At 41.6% G+C, this 18,971-nt stretch carries 19 protein-coding genes; 7 read left to right on the forward strand and 12 right to left on the reverse strand.

Annotated elements, in window-relative coordinates; genetic code table 11:
• Window positions 1–364 precede the first annotated feature (364 nt).
• Window positions 365–1,087: an arginine N-succinyltransferase gene (locus H5185_RS07455; protein WP_182741731.1), complete on the forward strand. Its 723-nt coding sequence runs from the start codon at window positions 365–367 to the stop codon at window positions 1,085–1,087.
• Between the two features lie 133 nt (window positions 1,088–1,220).
• Here H5185_RS07455 and H5185_RS07460 read toward each other — a convergent pair whose 3' ends face one another.
• Window positions 1,221–1,499 carry a peptidylprolyl isomerase gene (locus H5185_RS07460; RefSeq protein ID WP_182696821.1) on the reverse strand — a complete coding sequence of 93 codons (279 nt, stop codon included), beginning with the start codon at window positions 1,497–1,499 and terminating at the stop codon, window positions 1,221–1,223.
• Window positions 1,500–1,832: 333 nt separating this feature from the next.
• Between H5185_RS07460 and H5185_RS07465 the strand changes: the two genes are divergently transcribed.
• Window positions 1,833–3,926: a prolyl oligopeptidase family protein gene (locus tag H5185_RS07465; protein ID WP_182741732.1), complete on the forward strand. Its 2,094-nt coding sequence runs from the start codon at window positions 1,833–1,835 to the stop codon at window positions 3,924–3,926.
• A gap of 219 nt (window positions 3,927–4,145) precedes the next feature.
• Here H5185_RS07465 and H5185_RS07470 read toward each other — a convergent pair whose 3' ends face one another.
• Together H5185_RS07470 and H5185_RS07475 are read right to left on the reverse strand one after the other, a co-directional pair.
• Window positions 4,146–4,718 (reverse strand): hypothetical protein, encoded by a 573-nt coding sequence (locus H5185_RS07470; protein ID WP_259396186.1) that lies wholly within the window; start codon window positions 4,716–4,718, stop codon window positions 4,146–4,148.
• 7 nt (window positions 4,719–4,725) lie between these two features.
• Entirely contained in the window at window positions 4,726–5,547 is an 822-nt protein-coding gene (locus H5185_RS07475; RefSeq protein WP_124015216.1) for a cytochrome C, read from the reverse strand.
• 464 nt (window positions 5,548–6,011) lie between these two features.
• Between H5185_RS07475 and H5185_RS07480 the strand changes: the two genes are divergently transcribed.
• Together H5185_RS07480 and H5185_RS07485 are read left to right on the forward strand one after the other, a co-directional pair.
• A complete protein-coding gene (locus tag H5185_RS07480; RefSeq protein ID WP_182741733.1) occupies window positions 6,012–6,809 on the forward strand; it encodes a helix-turn-helix domain-containing protein in 798 nt (265 codons plus the stop codon).
• A gap of 4 nt (window positions 6,810–6,813) precedes the next feature.
• Entirely contained in the window at window positions 6,814–7,332 is a 519-nt protein-coding gene (locus H5185_RS07485) for a hypothetical protein (RefSeq protein ID WP_124015214.1), read from the forward strand.
• Window positions 7,333–7,389: 57 nt separating this feature from the next.
• Here the strand turns inward: H5185_RS07485 and H5185_RS07490 are convergent, their stop codons facing one another.
• Window positions 7,390–7,986, reverse strand: a complete 597-nt coding sequence (locus H5185_RS07490; protein WP_182741734.1) for an acetate uptake transporter — start codon at window positions 7,984–7,986, stop codon at window positions 7,390–7,392.
• A 638-nt stretch (window positions 7,987–8,624) separates the two neighbouring features.
• On the opposite strand from H5185_RS07490, the gene H5185_RS07495 reads away from it, so the two are divergent.
• Entirely contained in the window at window positions 8,625–9,131 is a 507-nt protein-coding gene (locus tag H5185_RS07495; protein ID WP_182696816.1) for a glycine cleavage system protein R, read from the forward strand.
• Window positions 9,132–9,364: 233 nt separating this feature from the next.
• Here the strand turns inward: H5185_RS07495 and H5185_RS07500 are convergent, their stop codons facing one another.
• Window positions 9,365–9,994, reverse strand: a complete 630-nt coding sequence (locus H5185_RS07500) for a flavin reductase family protein (protein ID WP_182741735.1) — start codon at window positions 9,992–9,994, stop codon at window positions 9,365–9,367.
• A 139-nt stretch (window positions 9,995–10,133) separates the two neighbouring features.
• Window positions 10,134–10,877, reverse strand: coding sequence for a sulfite exporter TauE/SafE family protein (locus H5185_RS07505; RefSeq protein WP_182723598.1), 744 nt, complete (start codon window positions 10,875–10,877; stop codon window positions 10,134–10,136).
• A 370-nt stretch (window positions 10,878–11,247) separates the two neighbouring features.
• On the opposite strand from H5185_RS07505, the gene H5185_RS07510 reads away from it, so the two are divergent.
• Window positions 11,248–11,889 carry a YqiJ family protein gene (locus H5185_RS07510; protein ID WP_124015209.1) on the forward strand — a complete coding sequence of 214 codons (642 nt, stop codon included), beginning with the start codon at window positions 11,248–11,250 and terminating at the stop codon, window positions 11,887–11,889.
• 97 nt (window positions 11,890–11,986) lie between these two features.
• Complete coding sequence (locus H5185_RS07515) at window positions 11,987–13,750, forward strand: flotillin family protein (protein ID WP_182723597.1); 1,764 nt, start codon at window positions 11,987–11,989, stop codon at window positions 13,748–13,750.
• 149 nt (window positions 13,751–13,899) lie between these two features.
• Here H5185_RS07515 and H5185_RS07520 read toward each other — a convergent pair whose 3' ends face one another.
• From H5185_RS07520 to H5185_RS07545, 6 genes are all read right to left on the reverse strand, one after another.
• Window positions 13,900–14,091: a DUF3185 family protein gene (locus H5185_RS07520; RefSeq protein WP_182741736.1), complete on the reverse strand. Its 192-nt coding sequence runs from the start codon at window positions 14,089–14,091 to the stop codon at window positions 13,900–13,902.
• A gap of 256 nt (window positions 14,092–14,347) precedes the next feature.
• Window positions 14,348–14,809, reverse strand: coding sequence for a DUF1499 domain-containing protein (locus H5185_RS07525; protein ID WP_182741737.1), 462 nt, complete (start codon window positions 14,807–14,809; stop codon window positions 14,348–14,350).
• A gap of 13 nt (window positions 14,810–14,822) precedes the next feature.
• Complete coding sequence (locus H5185_RS07530) at window positions 14,823–15,281, reverse strand: nuclear transport factor 2 family protein (RefSeq protein ID WP_182696810.1); 459 nt, start codon at window positions 15,279–15,281, stop codon at window positions 14,823–14,825.
• A 299-nt stretch (window positions 15,282–15,580) separates the two neighbouring features.
• Window positions 15,581–17,143 (reverse strand): peptide MFS transporter, encoded by a 1,563-nt coding sequence (locus tag H5185_RS07535; protein WP_182696809.1) that lies wholly within the window; start codon window positions 17,141–17,143, stop codon window positions 15,581–15,583.
• A gap of 505 nt (window positions 17,144–17,648) precedes the next feature.
• A complete protein-coding gene (locus tag H5185_RS07540) occupies window positions 17,649–17,852 on the reverse strand; it encodes a hypothetical protein (protein ID WP_182696808.1) in 204 nt (67 codons plus the stop codon).
• Window positions 17,853–17,933: 81 nt separating this feature from the next.
• Complete coding sequence (locus tag H5185_RS07545) at window positions 17,934–18,731, reverse strand: alpha/beta hydrolase (protein ID WP_310741662.1); 798 nt, start codon at window positions 18,729–18,731, stop codon at window positions 17,934–17,936.
• Window positions 18,732–18,971: the final 240 nt, after the last annotated feature.

The raw sequence follows: 18,971 nt of genomic DNA on the forward strand, positions 1-18,971 counted from the left end.
ATCCTTTATATACTCAAATATCGTGGTTAATGTTTAATCTTACAATTGGCAACTTTATTACAATTGACCTAATTTGTAACTCGGTTTCTTGAGCAATACTAAGATTGATAAACCATGCTATTTGAAGTGTAATGATATTTCTATACGCGGCTACTGGTTGTAATGTTCAGTTCAACCTTAGTACTGTGTTTGTGGTTTCTTGCTACTGTTTTATTGCTTACTCATGTAGATATACTAGATGTCAAAAGCTCCATTTGTATAAAATTGCCACAAGCGGCTGCCAACTTCATTTTGAAAGTTCAACGGCCCTAACCAGAGATATCATTACTATGTTCGACAAATATAAAGTAAAAAAGGCGGGTCAATGCTAATTTCACTTATGCATTTATCTGTATCCCGCCAGCGGCAACATGGCGCATCTGGCATCAAACTACTGTTAATTATTTTACTGACTATGCTGGTCACAATTGGATTAACGTTTTTTATTATTCGCACTTATATTTTTCCGTCGCCATTAACGCCTGTAACGTTAAATGCCCAAGAAGAGCAAAAGCTGGATCAAAAACTGACCCAGCTTGGTTGGCAAGTTGAACCTAGTCGCCAAGTGAGCCAATCACCTAATTCACGCGAACCAAGTAATCGTGGTCATAACAACGCAGAGCTAACCCCGCAGGCATATCGCGAATTTGATGCCGACCGCCAGGTGACTTTTAGCGAAAAAGAAGTGAATTCAATGATTGGCCGTAATCCTGATTTTGCGCAGCGGGTTGCGATAGATTTTTCAGACAATTTGGCCAGTGCAACCTTGCTGATTTCAATTCCTAAGGACTTTCCTCTGATGGCTGGAGAAATCTTGCGGGTTAATACTGGGCTGGACATTCATTTAGATACCAATGGTCGCCCAGTAGTTGCTTTAGTTGGCGTGAGCTTAATGGGTGTGCCTATTCCCAATGCATGGTTGGGTAACATGAAAAACGTCAATTTAGTGAGTGAGTTTGGCGACCGTGGTTTTTGGAATACCTTTGCCGATGGTGTGGATAATATTCAGATTCGTGATGGCGAACTGTCGATCAAACTGCGAAAGTAAATGCTACATATCGGTTTGAAAGCAATGTTATAAGTATGGTGTTAGCAGTGAGCCTGAATATCAAGCTCATTGTTTATTGACCGTTTTTCAGCCCACTCATGTTGAGTGACGCGAATACTTATCACAGCTAACATTATGTTCTGTATAGCACTTTTACAACATGCCAACCAAACTTTGTTTTGACTAGGTGCGGTGTTATTAGCTCGCCATTAAAACAGACTTTATCAAACGGGGGCACCATTTGACCTTTTTTGAACTCACCTAAGTTGCCACCATTTTTGGCTGATGGGCAGCTAGAATGTTTTTTTGCTAGCACATCAAACTTGGCGCCTTTATTGAGCTGCTTGATGATGTCTTCAGCTTGGGTTTGGTGTTTCACTAATATATGTAATGCTGCTGCAGTTTTGGCCATGATATCGGTCTTCGTTTCTCTGTGATTAGCAGATTATTATACCTGTTTCATTAGCTAAATTGGCAGTAGATCCTTGCACTAATGGATCTATTCAATCCCAATATAGGCAAATATTGTAAGGTTTGGACCTGTTAATGCCTAAATCTTGAGGTTTTATTACTGTAATTTACTGATATTAATGATGCTAATAATGATGTCTTTCATTATGTTATATCGCTACAACACGATGAACTGACGCTGAGTGGCCAGAAAATTAGCTAATTGAGTATTACATGGATTACAGTATTGATCAGTTGGTAAAAACGACGAGCACATAACAAAAAGGAAATTTTAATGCTTAAGCGAATCATACCCTTATGTATAGCGAGTGCGATAACTATGGCAATACCTGTTCATGCAGAAGAAGATAAATATATTTGGTTAGAAGATGTTGAAGGCGCTAAGCCAATGGAATGGGTTAAGCAACAAAATAGCTTATCTGCTACTCATATTAAGGCTTATCCAGGTTTTGATAAATTAGTCGCCAACAGCTTAGATATTTTAAACGATAAAGCCCGCATTCCTTATGCAACTCGTATTGGCGATTATTTGTATAACTTTTGGAAAGATGAAACCCACGAGCGTGGCATTTATCGGCGAACTACGTTAGCCGAATATGCTAAAGCCGAACCTAAGTGGGAAACCGTGCTCGATATCGATGCCCTTGGTAAAGCTGAGGACGTTAATTGGGTTTTCAAAGGTATTGAATGCCAATATCCACAGAACGATCGCTGTTTTGTTTCATTATCTCGTGGTGGTGCTGACGCTGCTGAAGTGCGCGAATTTGATTTAACAACGAAAGCCTTTGTCGATAGTGCTCAAAAGCCATTTTTGTTGGCCGAAGCAAAGTCGATGCTAAGCTGGATTGATAAAGACACTGTGTTTGTTGGTACTGATTTTGGCGATGCGCAAAGCATGACCGACTCTGGTTACCCAAGTGTGGTTAAATTGTGGAAGCGCGGCACTCCTTTATCTGCCGCTAAACTGGTCTTTAGAGGGGATAAAAAGTCAGTAGCTGTGTCGGGTTATGTGATGTTCGATGATAAAACCCCACTCAATATCGTCACAGAAAGCTTAACCTTCTACACCGCTAAACATTATGTCTATCAAGATAGTCAGTTAGTGTCGCTGCCTATTCCTGAAGATGCCGATTTGAAAGGTTACTTTAAAGGTCAGCTATATATTGAGCTAAAAAGCGATTTAGTCACCTCAAAGGGTACGTTCAAACAAGGTGCCATTGTTTATACAGCAGTTGATAAGCTCATTGCGCAAAAACCTGAGTTTAGTGAACTGGTATCGCCAACTGCGCACGCTTCAATTTCACAAGTAGCATTTAGTCAGAATGCTATTTTTGTGACTTGGCTGGATGATGTAAAAAGTAAACTCGTCCGATACATGCAAAACGATAAAGGTGAGTGGCAAAGCAAGCCGGTACCATTTGAAGCCAATGGCACCTTAAGTGTGTTTGATGTAGAACGCGATAGTGATGACTTTTTTGTTAATTACACCAGCTTTTTAGAACCCGCCAGTTTATATCGCTTAAATGGCGCGAGCTTAAAAGCCGATAAAATTAAAGCCATGCCGCAACAATTTGACGCTAATAAATTTGTCACCCAGCAGTACTTTGTTAAGTCAAAAGACGGCACTAATGTACCTTATTTTGTGGTGATGGCTAAAGACATCAAACTCGATAGCAGTAACCCTACATTACTTTACGGTTATGGCGGTTTTGAAGTGTCGCGTTTGCCAGCCTATTCGGCCACTATTGGTAAAAACTGGTTAGAGCAGGGCGGTGTTTATGTACTGGCTAACATTCGTGGTGGTGGTGAATATGGTCCTGCTTGGCACCAAGCAGCATTGAAGCAAAATCGTCATAAAGCGTATGAAGATTTCGAAGCCATTGCCGAAGACTTAATTGCTCGCAAGATTACTTCAAGCAAACATCTTGGTATTCAAGGTGGCAGTAATGGTGGTTTGTTAATGGGAGCAGCCTTTACCCGTCGTCCTGAGCTCTATAACGCAGTTGTGTGCCAAGTGCCATTGTTGGACATGAAGCGTTATAACAAATTACTGGCTGGTGCTAGTTGGATGGGCGAATACGGTAATCCTGATATTCCTGAAGAGTGGGCATACATTAAAACCTATTCTCCATATCATAATTTAAAACAAGGGGTTAAATACCCTAAAGTGTTTTTTACCACCTCAACACGCGACGATCGGGTTCATCCTGGACATGCGCGTAAAATGGTCGCAAAAATGGAAGATATGGGCATAGATGTGTTGTACTACGAAAATATTGAAGGCGGCCATGCTGGCGCGGCCGACAATACCCAAGCCGCTCAGTTAAGCTCAATGGTTTACGCTTACTTAATGCAGCAACTTCGTTAAATATAGTCGCTCAGTGATGAGTAAAAAGGGTTTCAGCAGTGCTGAAACCCTTTTTTTGTGTCTGACATTGATATGACTCGGCTCGAAACTCCGCATGTCTCAGTCGTACTCTTTTATGATAAAAAGAGCCGCAGTGTAGTGCTGCGGCAAAATAGCCTGAAGCTAATTGCAAGGGTGCTATTCTCGCCATTAGCTAGGGGGAAGCTAAATGACGATGACTTAATCTGCACTTATCAATTCAATTGCATTACTGGCAAGCGAGCCATTAATTTGAATCGCAACCTTATAAATCATTGCGGCATTGGCCGATGCTTTACTTTGTAAGTCGAGGTCACTGACATTAAAAGTATATTTGCCCGCAGTATCGGTTGCTTCTAATGTTCCGCTACAACTATCACTCCCTGCACCATCGCATTGATAGCTTTGGGTGACATGCCAACGTTTCCAAGCCTTAGGTTTTATCGATAGCGATGCTGGATCAGGAAAGCCAAAATAGACGATATCGTAATTGGCTACATCAATGAGGGCTTCGCCGTCATTATTGGCGACCGTGAATAATAGCGAGCCAGTGGTAGCATTAAATGTATCCAGGGTAACAACTACGCTGCTTGCATCATCAATACTAATGCCATCAAGAACTGGTGGTACAACAACTACTGGCGGCGTCACCACTGGCGGTACAACCACCACAGGGGGATCAATAACCGCTACATCGTCATCATTGTCACTATTACAGCCAAAGATTAGCAATGAACTGGCTAATATGGCGCTAAGATATTTGACATTCATCATGCACTCCTTAATTGTAATGTCCGGTATGGCAGGTCGTGCATTCCATGTCGCTTTTCACACTGGCAGCAGAACCCATCGTTTCGGTGACACCATGGCATGATTGACATGCTTGGGTTGTCGCCGATGGTTTCGCTTCTGCTAATACCGAAATATCCTCGCCGCCATGAGCTCGATTCAATAGATCGACAATGTAATAAGCCATAGTGGCAGATAGGCGTTTACAGCGTTCACCTTTTAATGCGAAAGGCTTTCCTGATGCCGCAGACCAATTACTAATGGAAGAATGGCACAATGGGCTGTTAGCAATAGATGTTGCCCCCACTTCTAATGATTTTTCGGCTGTAGAGCCTATTCCTGCAATGAACTCAGCTGAAGATAAAGGCAAATCGTTGGTTTCATAGTAACGGAATGAAGCCCCAATAATCGCGTTGTTTTGGCCATTAATATCATCAAGAATGTTGATCAGCATGCCTGCTGCATTTAAGTTACCGCAAAGAGTACCTTGGCCTACCACGCCAGCCCAGCCGTAGCCGGCTAATGCTGTTGGGATAGTCGCAAACTTGTCAGCATCAATACTGGCCGATACCGCGAGCATAGTCACAATGGCGTGAAAGACTTGGTGCATACAACCGCCGCCAGTTTCATAGGCTAGCTTGGCAGTAGCCATGGCATCTAACGGTGCATATTTGAGTTTTTCTCCTAACGCTAAACGGTAGTTTCCATCTGCATCTGTAGCAGCAAATGCTGATGTACCTAAGAGGGTTGCCCCGGCTGCGGCGGTGCTTAATCCAATTATTTTTGTTAATGCTTGACGTCGATTTATGCTCATTTTGATCACCCTTATATCATCATTATTGTTGTGTTTAAGCGCTATGACTTCATATGGCTTAGGCTTATTGTCATATTTTTGCTGGTCGGAATATCGACAGCAACTTGATGACCTAACGATAAGCAATGGGGCGATTAAAGGTGTGATTTATGCCAGATAAAACGGCTTTTAAAATAATGTTCAATTGAGTGAATAAACTTGAACTTTGAAGACTAACTAGCCACAAAAAAAAGCCGTCTTTTGTGACAGAAGTCTGATCATTTATAGGATTTACGTACATTTATCTGAGTATTTATTGAAATTAACTGTATGAAATGATGTGACAAATATCGCAATTACATCAATTTTGACCACTATTAATTACAAAGAATAAGGAATTAAAGCGTGAAGATAGCAGGATCACAGATTTTATAAGATTTTCTGCATACACTTTAGCCATTATGTGAAGTATTGAGGCAGTTGGTATGCAATTGGGCCATTGCAGGTTTGATAGCGATAAAGGTGAGCTGATCAATCAGGAAAGTGGTCTGGTGTGGTCTCTTCCCAGAGCAGAGTTACATGTACTGAGATTATTAGTCGAGTATCAAGGCAAAGTCGTTGCTAAACCTATATTAGAGTCTGGCCATAAAGACGGTTCACATCTTAGTTCAGCGTCTGTTGCCAGAGCTATTTTTACATTGCGCTCATTTCTTGGGCCGCAACATGAAACACTTATTGAGACAGTAAAAGGCCAAGGTTATTTGCTCAGACATCACCGTGCCCGCAAAGAAACCCGTTACCAACGAAGACGTTTTACCATCAAATCTTTACCAGTATTGCTGGTGGTCATAAGCCTTTTTAGTGTATTGCTGCTTAGTCTATGGTGGTTTAATCGGCTTGGGCCCTCAATCAGTCCGACTATGCCGCTGAGTATCGACACGGTAACCTTGGATTCTGGTCAGCAAGTTGAAATGATTTTATATTCGCCCTCAAACACCAATAATGAGTTGTTGATTGCTCAAGGGCAGCTGCTCACTCAGAGTCTATTACATTGTCATGAGACAGTATGGAATAAAGTCTTTTTATCTTTATCTCACGATAAGCAGGTGCTGAACATTACCTTCAGAGGCGACTATTTTGGCCAGTCGATTATTCGTAATATCAAAATTAGCGATTTGCGCCAACCCAAGCGTTTTATCAATCCAGAGTGGCTTAAACAGGTGAGTATTTGTGATTCGTCACCAGTCCAGATCGCCTCTTCGCATCAATCTTGGAGGCGTTAGCATAATGGCAAGAAAAGGGTTATGGCTCATCAACAGTGTTATTTTGCTGTGTTTACTGGCTTGTATTGGGACTATTTACTCGCTCACATCTAAGGCGCCAAACTTTATGCTGAGTTGCAGTTCCGAACTGTTTAATCATCAAGCTGGCGAGGCAGACCATAATCATTACTTATTAGTTGATTTGGTCTCTAAAGATGGCTTGGCGCAAATTAACTATCGTTATTTCGACTTATCCGGTAATTCAGCTGGAACGTTAGCGATGACTGGAAAAGTGAACAGAATTGATACTCAAAGGCAAATATACGATATTTCAGTGACCACAAAACAAGAGTATTTAGGCAGTAAAAATGTTTATAAACCAGAGCATTATGAGTATCTATCGTATGTTAGTGGCATTAATTTAAATAAGAACGGTATGCATTCATTAACTATTCAGGTGCTAGAACGTGATGAGGCAAAAGACTATGCAGTGGTATTGTTTAAGCCTAGTAATACCGTATGTGGGTGTCGTTTAGTCAATTAAACCTAATCTAACAGGCCGAGACTTAGTATCGGCCTGTTAGATTAGGTGTTGTATTTTTTATACGTTTATCGAATTTAACCTTACTTTTGGGGTGTGCGTTAACTCACCAACGGGCAAAATAGTACGCCCGTATTCGGCATTCAACACTTGCGCCATCGCAAAGTAAATAGCGCTTGCACCACAGAAAATACCTTCAAATCCGGCAATAGTGCCAAGCAATGCATTATCAGTAAAATCGCGCGCAGCCAGTAAGAAAAACAATATGGTTAATGAGCCAAATATTACTTGTTTTGCTCGAGGGTAGCGTAACGAACCCACAAACATAAAAGCTGTAAATGTGCCCCACAGGGTTAAATACCAGCCCATAAAGTGTGCTGGACTGGCCGCTACACCCATATTAGGCATTAAAATAATCCCCACTAAGGTTAACCAAAATAAGCCGTATGAGGTAAATGCCGTAGTACCAAAGGTATCGCCCCGCATAAAGCACATTATGCCGACAATCACTTGGCCAATGCCCCCGTAAAAGATCCCCATTGCGAGGATCATCGAGTCAATGGGGAAATAGCCAGCATTATGAATGTTGAGCAGTATGGTGGTCATGCCAAAGCCCATTAATCCTAATGGTGCAGGATTCGCTAATTTTGTAACCATGATGTTTCCTTAATGGAAAAATATAACGACCAAATAACGTCGCTAGAGATTAATTTGTACCCCGATTGGGCAAGGCGCGCATTTTAGAGAAAGCTTCAGCGGGTAGCAATAAGTGACAAGGGAGCCATGATGTTAGTAGTAAGATAGATATTATTATTTAAAAACAATAACTTAGTATTGCCTCGTACGATAAGTGTGTTAAGTATATTAATATGTGAGTAATAAATTATTTAAATTCAATTAGATACAGAAAACACCTTCAACTGGTGTGATATTATTCAAGTCGTTGCTATTGCTGTGATGGGCCTCAAATATAAGGCTAAACTGTTGTCAAATCACCTAATGAAGTCGTTACTGCAGCAGGCTAATTTGTGACGTAAGCAACACTAACTGATTAAGTTTGTAGCGGCTTGCAAAAACAATATTTACTGTAAATTAATCGTTAACCTCTGCTCGAATTAACGAATAGGATAAATGCGCTAAAGTCAGTATCTATGACCTATTTTGTATCAAACGTGTGATTTGTGCCCCAGACCACAGACTAAATTTCTACTGCTAGTTAGTCTGTGGTGAGGTGTTAACTAAAACTACATCAAATAGGCCAACATTATTTTGGTTTATTTATCATCGGAGGTTATATGCAGCATAAGTTTATTACGACGGTCTTAGGGACTTTACAGCCCAATCTTTTGCAATCACTTGCTCAGGTAAGCCGTGAAATTGGCGCAAGTTGGGAGACCAGTAAAGTCATTAAACTCGATGGGCAATTTGTTGCAATGATGCGGGTGATGATAGATGCAGATAAAGAAACGCTATTAAAACAAACATTAGAGCAGAAGTTTAGCCAACTAACCTTTGTCTATGCTGAATTTGAAAGTGAATCGATACATTTTTCTCAAGAGTGTAAGCTCACTTTAGATTGCAGTGACCGTTCAGGGTTAACTCATGATATTAATGAAATTTTAGCGGATCTTGATGTCAGTGTTGATCACCAAGAATGCTACCGTGTGCAAGTAACCAGTTTAGGCAAAACGGTATATAGTGCCAAGATGACGTTAAGATTACCTGAGAATGTAACCATCGCGTTGTTAGTCTCTCAACTTGAAACCTTAAGCGACAATATTCGCATCGGCATAGAAGACTAAAATACCTTGAACTAACGTCCACTATGGATTTAGCTCAAGATGTAAACCATCATATTGAAAATAAACATATAGCGAGAAAGACGGTAGCTTTTTGAACAGTACTTGGCTTTAATCACTGCTTTGGCCTTGGGTTAAGGCAGTGATGCTTTATTGACGGCATTGACGATTTTATTGGCTGTGTCGCCATCAGCCAGGCTGCCAATGACAACCTGATTGATGAAGCTCTGCGGCAATTACACCGTTGGACGGTGCAAATCAAAGCGTAAATTTTCAGCAATACCATAATAAGCCGATGGGCCGCCGGCTCTAAATACCGGATCCGCTAATGCGGTTTGGTAGATACCTTCAGCGCTGAGTAAGTGCTTGTCAATGTGCACTGCCACAACCTCTCCGAGCACTAACCAGCTATCAATTTTGTCACCATTTGCTGCCGTTAGTTGGATGCATTGCGACAGTTTACATTCGAAGCTAACAGGACTTTGTGCAATAAGATCGGCCTTAACAATATTACCTGCTATTGGCGTTAATCCGGCAAATTCAAATTCATCCGTACCATGAGGAAGTGCGGCAGATGTTTGATTCATTTGCACTGCTAGGTTACGGGTAGTGAGGTTCCATACAAATTCGCCAGTTTCAACGATATTAGCCACGCTGTCTTTCCAGCCGACACTGGCAAAACCGATAATTGGCGGATCATAGTTAAAACAGTTAAAGAAGCTATAAGGTGCAAGGTTGCGTTGGCCCTGAGCATTACGAGAAGAAATCCACCCTATTGGTCGCGGGCCTATAATGGCATTGAGTGGATTATGTGGCAGACCATGGCCTTTGCTTGGTTCATAAAAGTAGCGGTTATCAGTACTCATATCTTACCTTGTTTTATTGTTAAACGTGTCTGATGGTATCAAGTAGGTTAATGGCAATAATATCAGTAAATCAGCCCCATTAAATTCATACTATCAGATCCATATGATGACTTTATTAGCCTAATGTTGACCTTTACTATCACGGGTTAAATGCCGTCCATAGTAATCGCAAACCAACGATGATCATTAAGCTAAGAATGATTTTTTTAAACTGTTTTTCGTCAAATTTATCCTGGATGCGTAGTCCCAATTTTACGCCAATCCAAGCGATAGGCGCTAACGATGCCGAGATTAATAAATTGCTCAGGTTAATTTGCCCCAACATACTATAGGGAATTAACTTAACTAAATTTATCACCGCAAAAAACACTACGGCAGTTCCCAAGTATTCTGTTTTAGCTAAACGCAGTGGGATCAGATAGGCATTTAATGGTGGTCCTCCCGCATGGGCAACAAAGCTGGTAAAGCCTGCAATGGTGCCGCACATTCTACCCATTAGCGCGGATGGTTTTCGTTGTGACCATTCACCTAATGTGAGGCCGTAGATGCCAAACCCTAATGAAATCACGCCAAGTATACCGCGTAAGTATTGTTCATTCAGTTGATCAAATAATAGATAAGCCACCACAATACCGACGATAGCAGCAGGCAATAAAATCCACAGTTGTGCTGTATTTTGTTTCCCCCACCACGAGCGTACACTTAAAAAGTCCATATAAACGAGCAAGGGTAGCATCACTGCCGCAGCGGTTGCGGGGCTAATCGCTAATGCTAATAACGGCACTGTTAACCCGCCAGCACCGCCAGCAAAACCTGATTTTGACATACCTGTGATTAATACTGCTGGAATAGCCACTAACCAAAATAATGGATCTGTTAACACCGACACTCCTGCGCCAATCATGATTATTGGCAATTAATAGTAGATAGTTAGAATTGGCAATTTGGATTATTAGGGGAAAGATAATATCACTGCCTAATGGTATATGCTCAGCTGGTGAATAGCATATTTAATCTCAACTTAGGAGAAATGCGCGATGATCTAATTGAGCGAATAGTTACCCTAGGGCGATATTGTACTGATCAATAATTATCTATTTACCCTTGTGGGTGCAATTAACTTATTATGATGTGAGACAATAATGTTGGTTAATTTTAGTTTTATGTTGAAAAGCGTTATTGCCTGATATCCTATTGCAAAATAACGTGATAATTTACGAATAAATGGAATTCACATCGTTAATGGAGGAACAATGCTGGCATTTTTGAGCGCTCATGGAAATGTGCCTTTTTCAATTGCACTGGTAATAGTGATCATGTTGGGCACGTTTGAGCTTATCGCAATGATTGCTGGTTTAAGCATTTTTAGCGCGTTAGACAACTCGTTATCAGTCGATATTGATACTGATGTCGATATGGATGCTGAAACGTCTATCACCGGCATGACAGGTTTATTGGGCTGGTTGTGCCTTGATCGTTTACCGCTGCTTATTTGGCTGGTGTTGATATTAAGTAGCTTTGCGATTGCAGGCTATGTGATTAACTTTACTAGCTTACAAATCTCAGCAGCACTACTGCCGCAACTTATCACTGTGCCTATCGCGTTTATTATTACGCTTATTTCTAGTCACTTCCTTGGCAATGCTGTTGCTAATATTCTTCCTAAAAATGAAACCTCGGCTATTTCTGTTGACTCTCTTGTCGGTTGCGTCGCTACCATTACTCAGGGGCGTGCAGTTAAAGGCATGCCTACAGAGGCGGTGGCACGTGACGAATTTCAACAAAAACACTATGTATTAGTTGAGCCAGAACGCCTAGGTATTGAATTTGTCCGAGGCGCGGAAGTTGTACTGTTAGCTCGCAAAGGCAAGGTGTGGACGGCTGCACAAATTTAGTTAACTTAATAATAATCACTCTATATTCTCAAACGGTCATGCCATTGCATTGTGCTGACATGATCGAATTACTCTGTTGTATTTAAAAGGACATTAAATGGAAACCTTAACAAGCTTTGATTCTGGAAGCAGCTTTATCTTATTAATTGCAGGCCTAGTTATATTAGGTTTGATTGTAATAGGACTTATTTTTGCCAAACTGTATAAACGCGCCAGCAAAGAAATGGCATTTGTGCGAACAGGCTTTGGTGGTGAGAAAATCATTAAAGATGGTGGCGCAATTGTGTTGCCAGTGCTGCACGAAACGATTTCGGTCAACATGAATACCTTGCGTATTGAAGTTGAAAAAAACCAAAAAGATGCCCTGATCACCAAAGACAGAATGCGTGTGGATGTCAAAGCCGACTTTTATTTACGAGTCGCGCCGAATGCCGAAGGGATTTCTATGGCGGCACAAACCTTAGGCACTCGTACTAATCGTGTTGAAGAACTGAAAAAATTAATGGAATCAAAGTTTGTCGACGTATTACGTACCGTGGCAGCCGAAATGACCATGACCGAAATGCACGAGCAGCGCGCTGACTTTGTTCAGCGAGTGCAGAATAATGTCGCCAACGATCTTGAGAAAAACGGTTTAGAACTCGAATCTGTATCGCTGACGGGCTTTGATCAAACTGACTTGCAATTCTTTAATGAAAATAATGCTTTTGATGCCGAAGGTCGGGCACGTCTAGCTAAAATCATTGAAGAAAAACGTAAAGAAACCAACGATATTCAACAAGAAAACCGCATCAAAATTGAACAGCGTAATCTTGAAGCAGAAAAAGAATCGTTAGAGATTGAAAAGTCGGAAGAAGAAGCACGCCTCGCGCAGCAACAGTCACTTGAATTTAAACGTGCCGATCAAAAAGCTGAAATCATTAAACAAAAAGAAAACAAAGCCCGCGAAGAGCGTGAAGCCGAAATTGCTAAAGAGCGTGCAATTGAAACCGCTGAAATTGAAAAAACCAAAGACATCGAAACCCGTGAAATTGAAAAATATAAGTCTATTGAACAGTCACGCATTCAGCAGCAACGCGATATCGAAGTATCAGAACAAGACAAACGCATTGCCGTAGCCGCTAAGTCAGAAGAAGAGTCAGCTGCCCGTGCTCGCGCCGCAGAAGCGGAAAAAACTAAGGTAGAAAAAGAAGAAGCGGTGATTACTGCGCGCCAAACTGCTGAAGCTAATCGTCGTAAAGACATCGAAGTTATTGACGCCCGCAAAGAAGCTGAGCGCGACGCAGTGGGTGTTACTGTTAGAGCGGAATCAGAAAAAATTGCCGCGGAAGATAGAGCGAGTGCCATTTTAATTGAAGCGCGTGCCAGTGCAGACGCTAAGATGCTCAAAGCCTCAGCCGATGAGAAAATCTATGCAGTAGAAGCGGCAGGTAAGCGGGCGCAGTACGAAGCTGAAAACGTACTGAGCAACGAACAAATTGCCTTACAAAGATCATTAGCGATATTAAAAGCCTTACCTGAAATTGTCGCACAAGCGGTTAAACCACTGGAAAACATCGAAGGCATTAAGATTTTACAAGGCTATGGTACGGGTAATCAGTTTGGTAATGGTGAGAGTAACCCATCGCAAGGTGGTATTGCTGAGCAAGTGACAACCGCGGCATTAAATTATCGTGCCAATGCGCCTGTTGTCGATGCCATGCTGCGCGAGTTGGGGCTAGTTAATGCAGAGTCAGGTAATTTAAACGACCTACTGACAGGCAATAATACACTGACATCTGAAGCGATTAATGCTATTCAATCGGCCAAAACAGACTTTAGTGTCGATGAAGTTACCCCTGGGGTTAATCCAGCCCAATAAGCTGATTAACCTGTGGGTTTACATAACAGAGTGTTGTTATCTTCCTCTATTAATCATAAAAAGCGTCAATAGACGCTTTTTATTATTTACCTGACTGATGAGCATCACACCGCGATAAACCATAAATCAGTCACGCGGGTAAAATGGCTTTACTTTAACTTTGTGATACCAATTAACACGCAAATGATACCCCCTGCCATTCCTGCCCATGCTTCTATCGGTGTATCACCACTTAATGCCCTAGTAAATTGAGAGCTCGCTGAATCATAAATATTGTAGCCCCACAAAGCTAAAAAAATACCCGCAATGACAATCACAATTCCGATAATTTTATTATTCATTCTTACTCCAGACTCTGATGACGTTACCCTTGATGGACCTAGTTGAATAGACCAATGTTAATAGCCTCTATTATTAGCCATAAGACTGACGCTGCAAACGAAAAACGGACATTTAAGAGGTACATTTACAGATAGCTTTCGTTAATGAGCAGATAAATGCTCGCGTGTATCGAGTTTATTGTCGTTCAAATAATACTGCTATAAGCTAAGTCATTGCTGGCTTTATCAATACCTCTATAAATGACCTTGATAATTTTTATTGTGGTTTAAAGGCATTAAATTCACCTCTAATTTTTTCTATTCGCTCACGATTCACCCCAAAATCAGAACTGCCAATACGCGAAGCTGATCTAACATGTATGGTTATTTTATCCGCTGCGGTTGATGGGAAGTAAAACTCCACATCATCGACAAAGCGCATTATCTGCGAGGTAAACTCTACGCGAATATAATCGTCCTCAACCACAACGATATTGGCACGCTCTGCAGTCTTGAGTATGTGTAACAGGCGCACTTGTGCTTGCTGCTGGGTTCCGCTGAAATACAGCGGTGCAATAGCATGCTCTTCATCTGCTGAGGTTTGTTGGCTATTAACGCAGTTTGGCGAATTAGGGCAGGGGGTCAATTGGCTATTATTGATGCCTAAGGTCGGTACAGTGTCAGAGCAGCCCATTAACAGCATCATGCTGAGTGTGATAATTGAAATCTGTTTGTACATTATTAATATCCTTTTATTTATTTTCACGGTGACCGTAACTTAATACTCGAGTTATTTGCCATTTGTCGTCTACTTTACGCCAAACCATGACAAAGTCAGCTTTACCTTCGCATTGGTTGGTTTTATTGTGACAAAAGATATGTTCCCCTTCGGTAATCGCCCCAAAATCTTTAATCGGGTGGACGTTAAAAGAGCCCTCAACCAGCTTTCGAGTGTAATGGCCACAGGCATTATTTTTCGTATTGGCGATCATGGTGTCACGATCCCAGGTTACTCCGCCATTATCATGATAAAACTCGACATCAGTGGCAAAGTAGCTCGCATGTTTCTGCAGTTCTTCAGGATTTTCACAATGATTAAATGAGTCAAACACCGCGGTATCAAGCGCTTTCATTTGGTCAGCTAAGCCGCCATCATCTGCAACCGATGACATCGAAACCAAGGTTAATAAAACTAAGTAGATTTTTTTCATTACTATCGACTCCTTGAGAGTAAGTCACCTGAACTCAGGATATGTACTAATGTTGAGTTCGGACAGCATAACATTGAGCTTAATATTATTGGCCGGCTAACATCGCCGCCAACCTTTAGGTCATTAACATAACGGCTTTTAGGTTAAGTAACGATAGCCTTTTATGACAATTTACAGGGGAAAGAGGCTGATTTAATGACGGTAGGTTTTTTAATATGAGTTAAGTCATAAAAAAACTGCCGATGAGCATGGCTTATCGGCAGTTGATTTTTATTCAATAAAGCTTTGTCAGCTCGGCATTACTGCTCGGCTTTTACATCACGTAGCGATGCTGCTGCACTGTCACCAACATCATCAATAACTGTGTTATGTGAGTTGTGAGTCTCCGTCAGGCGACGCATCAGCGGTAATACGGCAAGGGCGATAAAGGTACAAACCACGGCTGCGATACCCAGTTTATTAAATAGGCTGGTATACACAGGTAAGGTTTGCAGTGGATCAACTAAATCTTTCGGCACACTGGCGAAGTTAGCGACCACACCGCCCAGATACTGTGAAATGCCTGAGGCGACGAAATAGGCTCCCATCATAAAGCCGCCCATACGCGCTGGCACGTAGCGGGCAATCATCGCAAGACCAAGGCCACTCACCAGCAATTCACCTAAAGAATATGAGGCATAGCCCCAGATCATGATCCATGAAGAGGTTTTACCATTGACAGCAAATTGATCGGCAAAGCCATAGATAAAGAAGCCGATAGCCACTACTGCAAAACCGAGGGCAAATTTCGCTGCGATAGAGAAGTCTTTATTATTGCGACCCGCCCACGAATAACTCCACGCAAGTACAGGGCTTAACACCATGATCCATAATGGGTTCAATGCTTGGAACTGGGCTGGTGACCAAGTCCATAAATGAGTACCAAAGAATTGGAAATCCCAGTCCACATTACGCAGGGCAAACAACGCTAATGAAGTCGACATTTGCTGATAGAAAATAAAGAAGAACACGGTTTGCACTGTGAGGATCAGCGCTGCGATCAGTCCTGCTCGTTCACTGGTTTCGCTGGTGCGGATCAAGTGAAAGAAGATTGCCAATACCGCTACACCAGCGGCGTAAACGAAGACACGGGCAACCGCTTCATATTCAAGAATAATAGCTGAAGCGACTACCGACAATGCAGCTAGCGCCAATACGATGGCAAGGCTTTTTTTGTTTACAGGGCGCGTATCAGGCTCTGAACCAAAGTGGGCTAAACTTTTACGCATGAGTGCATAATTGCCTAAACCTACCAAAATACCGACACAACACACGGCAAAGGCCGCATGCCAGCCAAATTCGTTACCATACTCGGCATTAACGTAATCTTTAATCCAAGGTGTCAGTAACATAGAGAAGGTCGAACCGACGTTTACCGCCATATAATAGATGGTAAATGCACTGTCGATTTTAGAGTCATCACCTTCGTAAATCTTACGAACTAAGTTACCGGCATTTGGTTTGAACAGGCCATTACCGACTACAATCACACCGAGCGCTGAAAACATAAACCACGTATTTTCAGTGGGTACGGCCATTAGCGCATAACCCAGAGACAGAATCCCTGCGCCCAGCAGCATAGTGCGTTTAGTGCCGAGGATCTTATCCCCAACCCAGCCACCAATCGCCGGTGATACATAAATGAGTGCCGCACAGGCACTCCACACTAAGTTCGCGCGAGAGTCATCAAAGCCAAGTCGCTGCACCATAAAGTACACAATCAGCGCTTGCATGCCGTAATAGCCAAAGCGTTCCCATAATTCAATAAGGGACACAGTCATAAATGAATGTGTTTTACTTACCGGAGCAGTCCCAATAGTCATATCGCTTGCTTCCAACATTGTTGTTTTAATATTTGAGCTCAAAAGTATAAGGCGATAACCAAAGCAAACCAATGGTAGATAATGGTAAAAACAGATTTTGTTACAAATCAACTTTTCAATTTCAGTTAATCTTAAGGTTTTTGTTAGTTCAATTTTAATAGATAGAAACTTCTGGACTCAAATGGCTCAATCCAAAAAACAATGTTCACAACTGAGCTCTCTCGATAAATGTGGCGGAGGGATAGCTTGCTTACATAAAAAGGAACCCATGGGTTAAAAGTCCTATCTTTCGTCAAATGAAAAAAGGCTCATCATTGCTGATGAGCCCTTCGTCTTTAATGCGGCGAATCGGGGGAGGTGTTTCCTATTTCTAAGACGCATGTATACGTGGGCGGCAGGGGTATTGAATGAGTAAATTGTCTATCTAATGTCGCCATAAAAATGATGTTCAGTCAGAAATGCTAAAGCTGAATCATAGTGATAGTTATTGAGCCATAGTCTCTTGTTATGTGTTGTTTTCTGGGAGTTCTTTGATTACAACAAAGTAATAAACAAAATACCCTATCCAGGATATAAAAAACGACATTAGAAACCAAATTACTTTCTGTGCACCTTTTGCTTTCTTAGAAACTAAAGCTAGTATCCAAGGCAACATCCATATTATAAAAACAGGAATAATCAAAATTTGCCAAATACTTATACCTCCCATAATAAATTCCTTTTTAATTGAAACTACAAAAAACATAATGCTTAAAGCAGCTGCACGATGCGCGTCAGTTGCCTTTACTTGTTAGTGTTTGTCCAGCTTTTGCATCAAGGCTAAAAGCTCATTTACAACTAGCTCAGGTTCATCCACCTGAACAAAATGGCCACTTTTTTCTGTTAGAACAGTTTTCCCCTGTGGAAATGCACCAGCCCAAGTTTGCCACAGTTCCCCCCACATTTTTCTGCCTTCATCGGTAAAAAACAAGTTAGCAGGATTCTTTGTTTTCCTGACCGAGGCAATAACTGTTACGGGTATATCTTTGATCTGTGGATAATCAGGAAGCGGTCTTTTACTCCAAAAATCGAGATATTGGTTTGACATACCATTAGCCATATCATCTAGCTTGATTTGAGCAATTTCTCGGTTCGCTTTTTCTAAATCAATGGCCCGCAATATATCAACATCATGTTCAGAGGACGGATCTAACAATAAGAGCGCTTTTATTTGTTTTGGATAAGCAGTTGCAAAGTCTCTTGCGATGCTGCCACCATATGAATGAGCGACCAAAATGACAGGCTGTTTAATATTCAAATTAACTAAAAGTTCACTAGCGTAGTCTGCATAATCATTCGACGTAAAATGACGCTTAATAACTGTTGATTTGCCATTACTAACTCTAGAATAGCGAATGACCGTTGCATGCTCTGCTATTCGGTTGAAAACAGTATCCCAATCAGACATGCTTGCACCACCACCAGCTTCCAATAAAACGGTATGCTTACCCAGCCCAGCAACTTCGTATTCAAGTTGAAACTCATTAACGCTAATCAGGTTAGGTTGTGCCGCTAGTGAGAACGATAATGCAATGCCAATTAATGAAATGAATTTCAAATCTGCTCCTCAAAACAGTAACGCCCCTCTAATAAGTGAACCATGTGCTGGCGGGCGATTTGCTCAGCAAATGGTATGACAGACATGGTAAATCTTAATTTAGAGTCTTGTGTACGCCCAGCATGGGCATGAACTAATGAGGTGAAAGTCCTCTGTAGGAAGGTCACCGTTACTCTTATTAATTAGAGAATAACATACTGTTATTAAACGTTAACTACTAGTGAATGGCAA

The sequence above is a fragment of the Shewanella sp. SG44-6 genome, assembly GCF_014164185.1.
GTDB lineage: Bacteria > Pseudomonadota > Gammaproteobacteria > Enterobacterales > Shewanellaceae > Shewanella > Shewanella vesiculosa.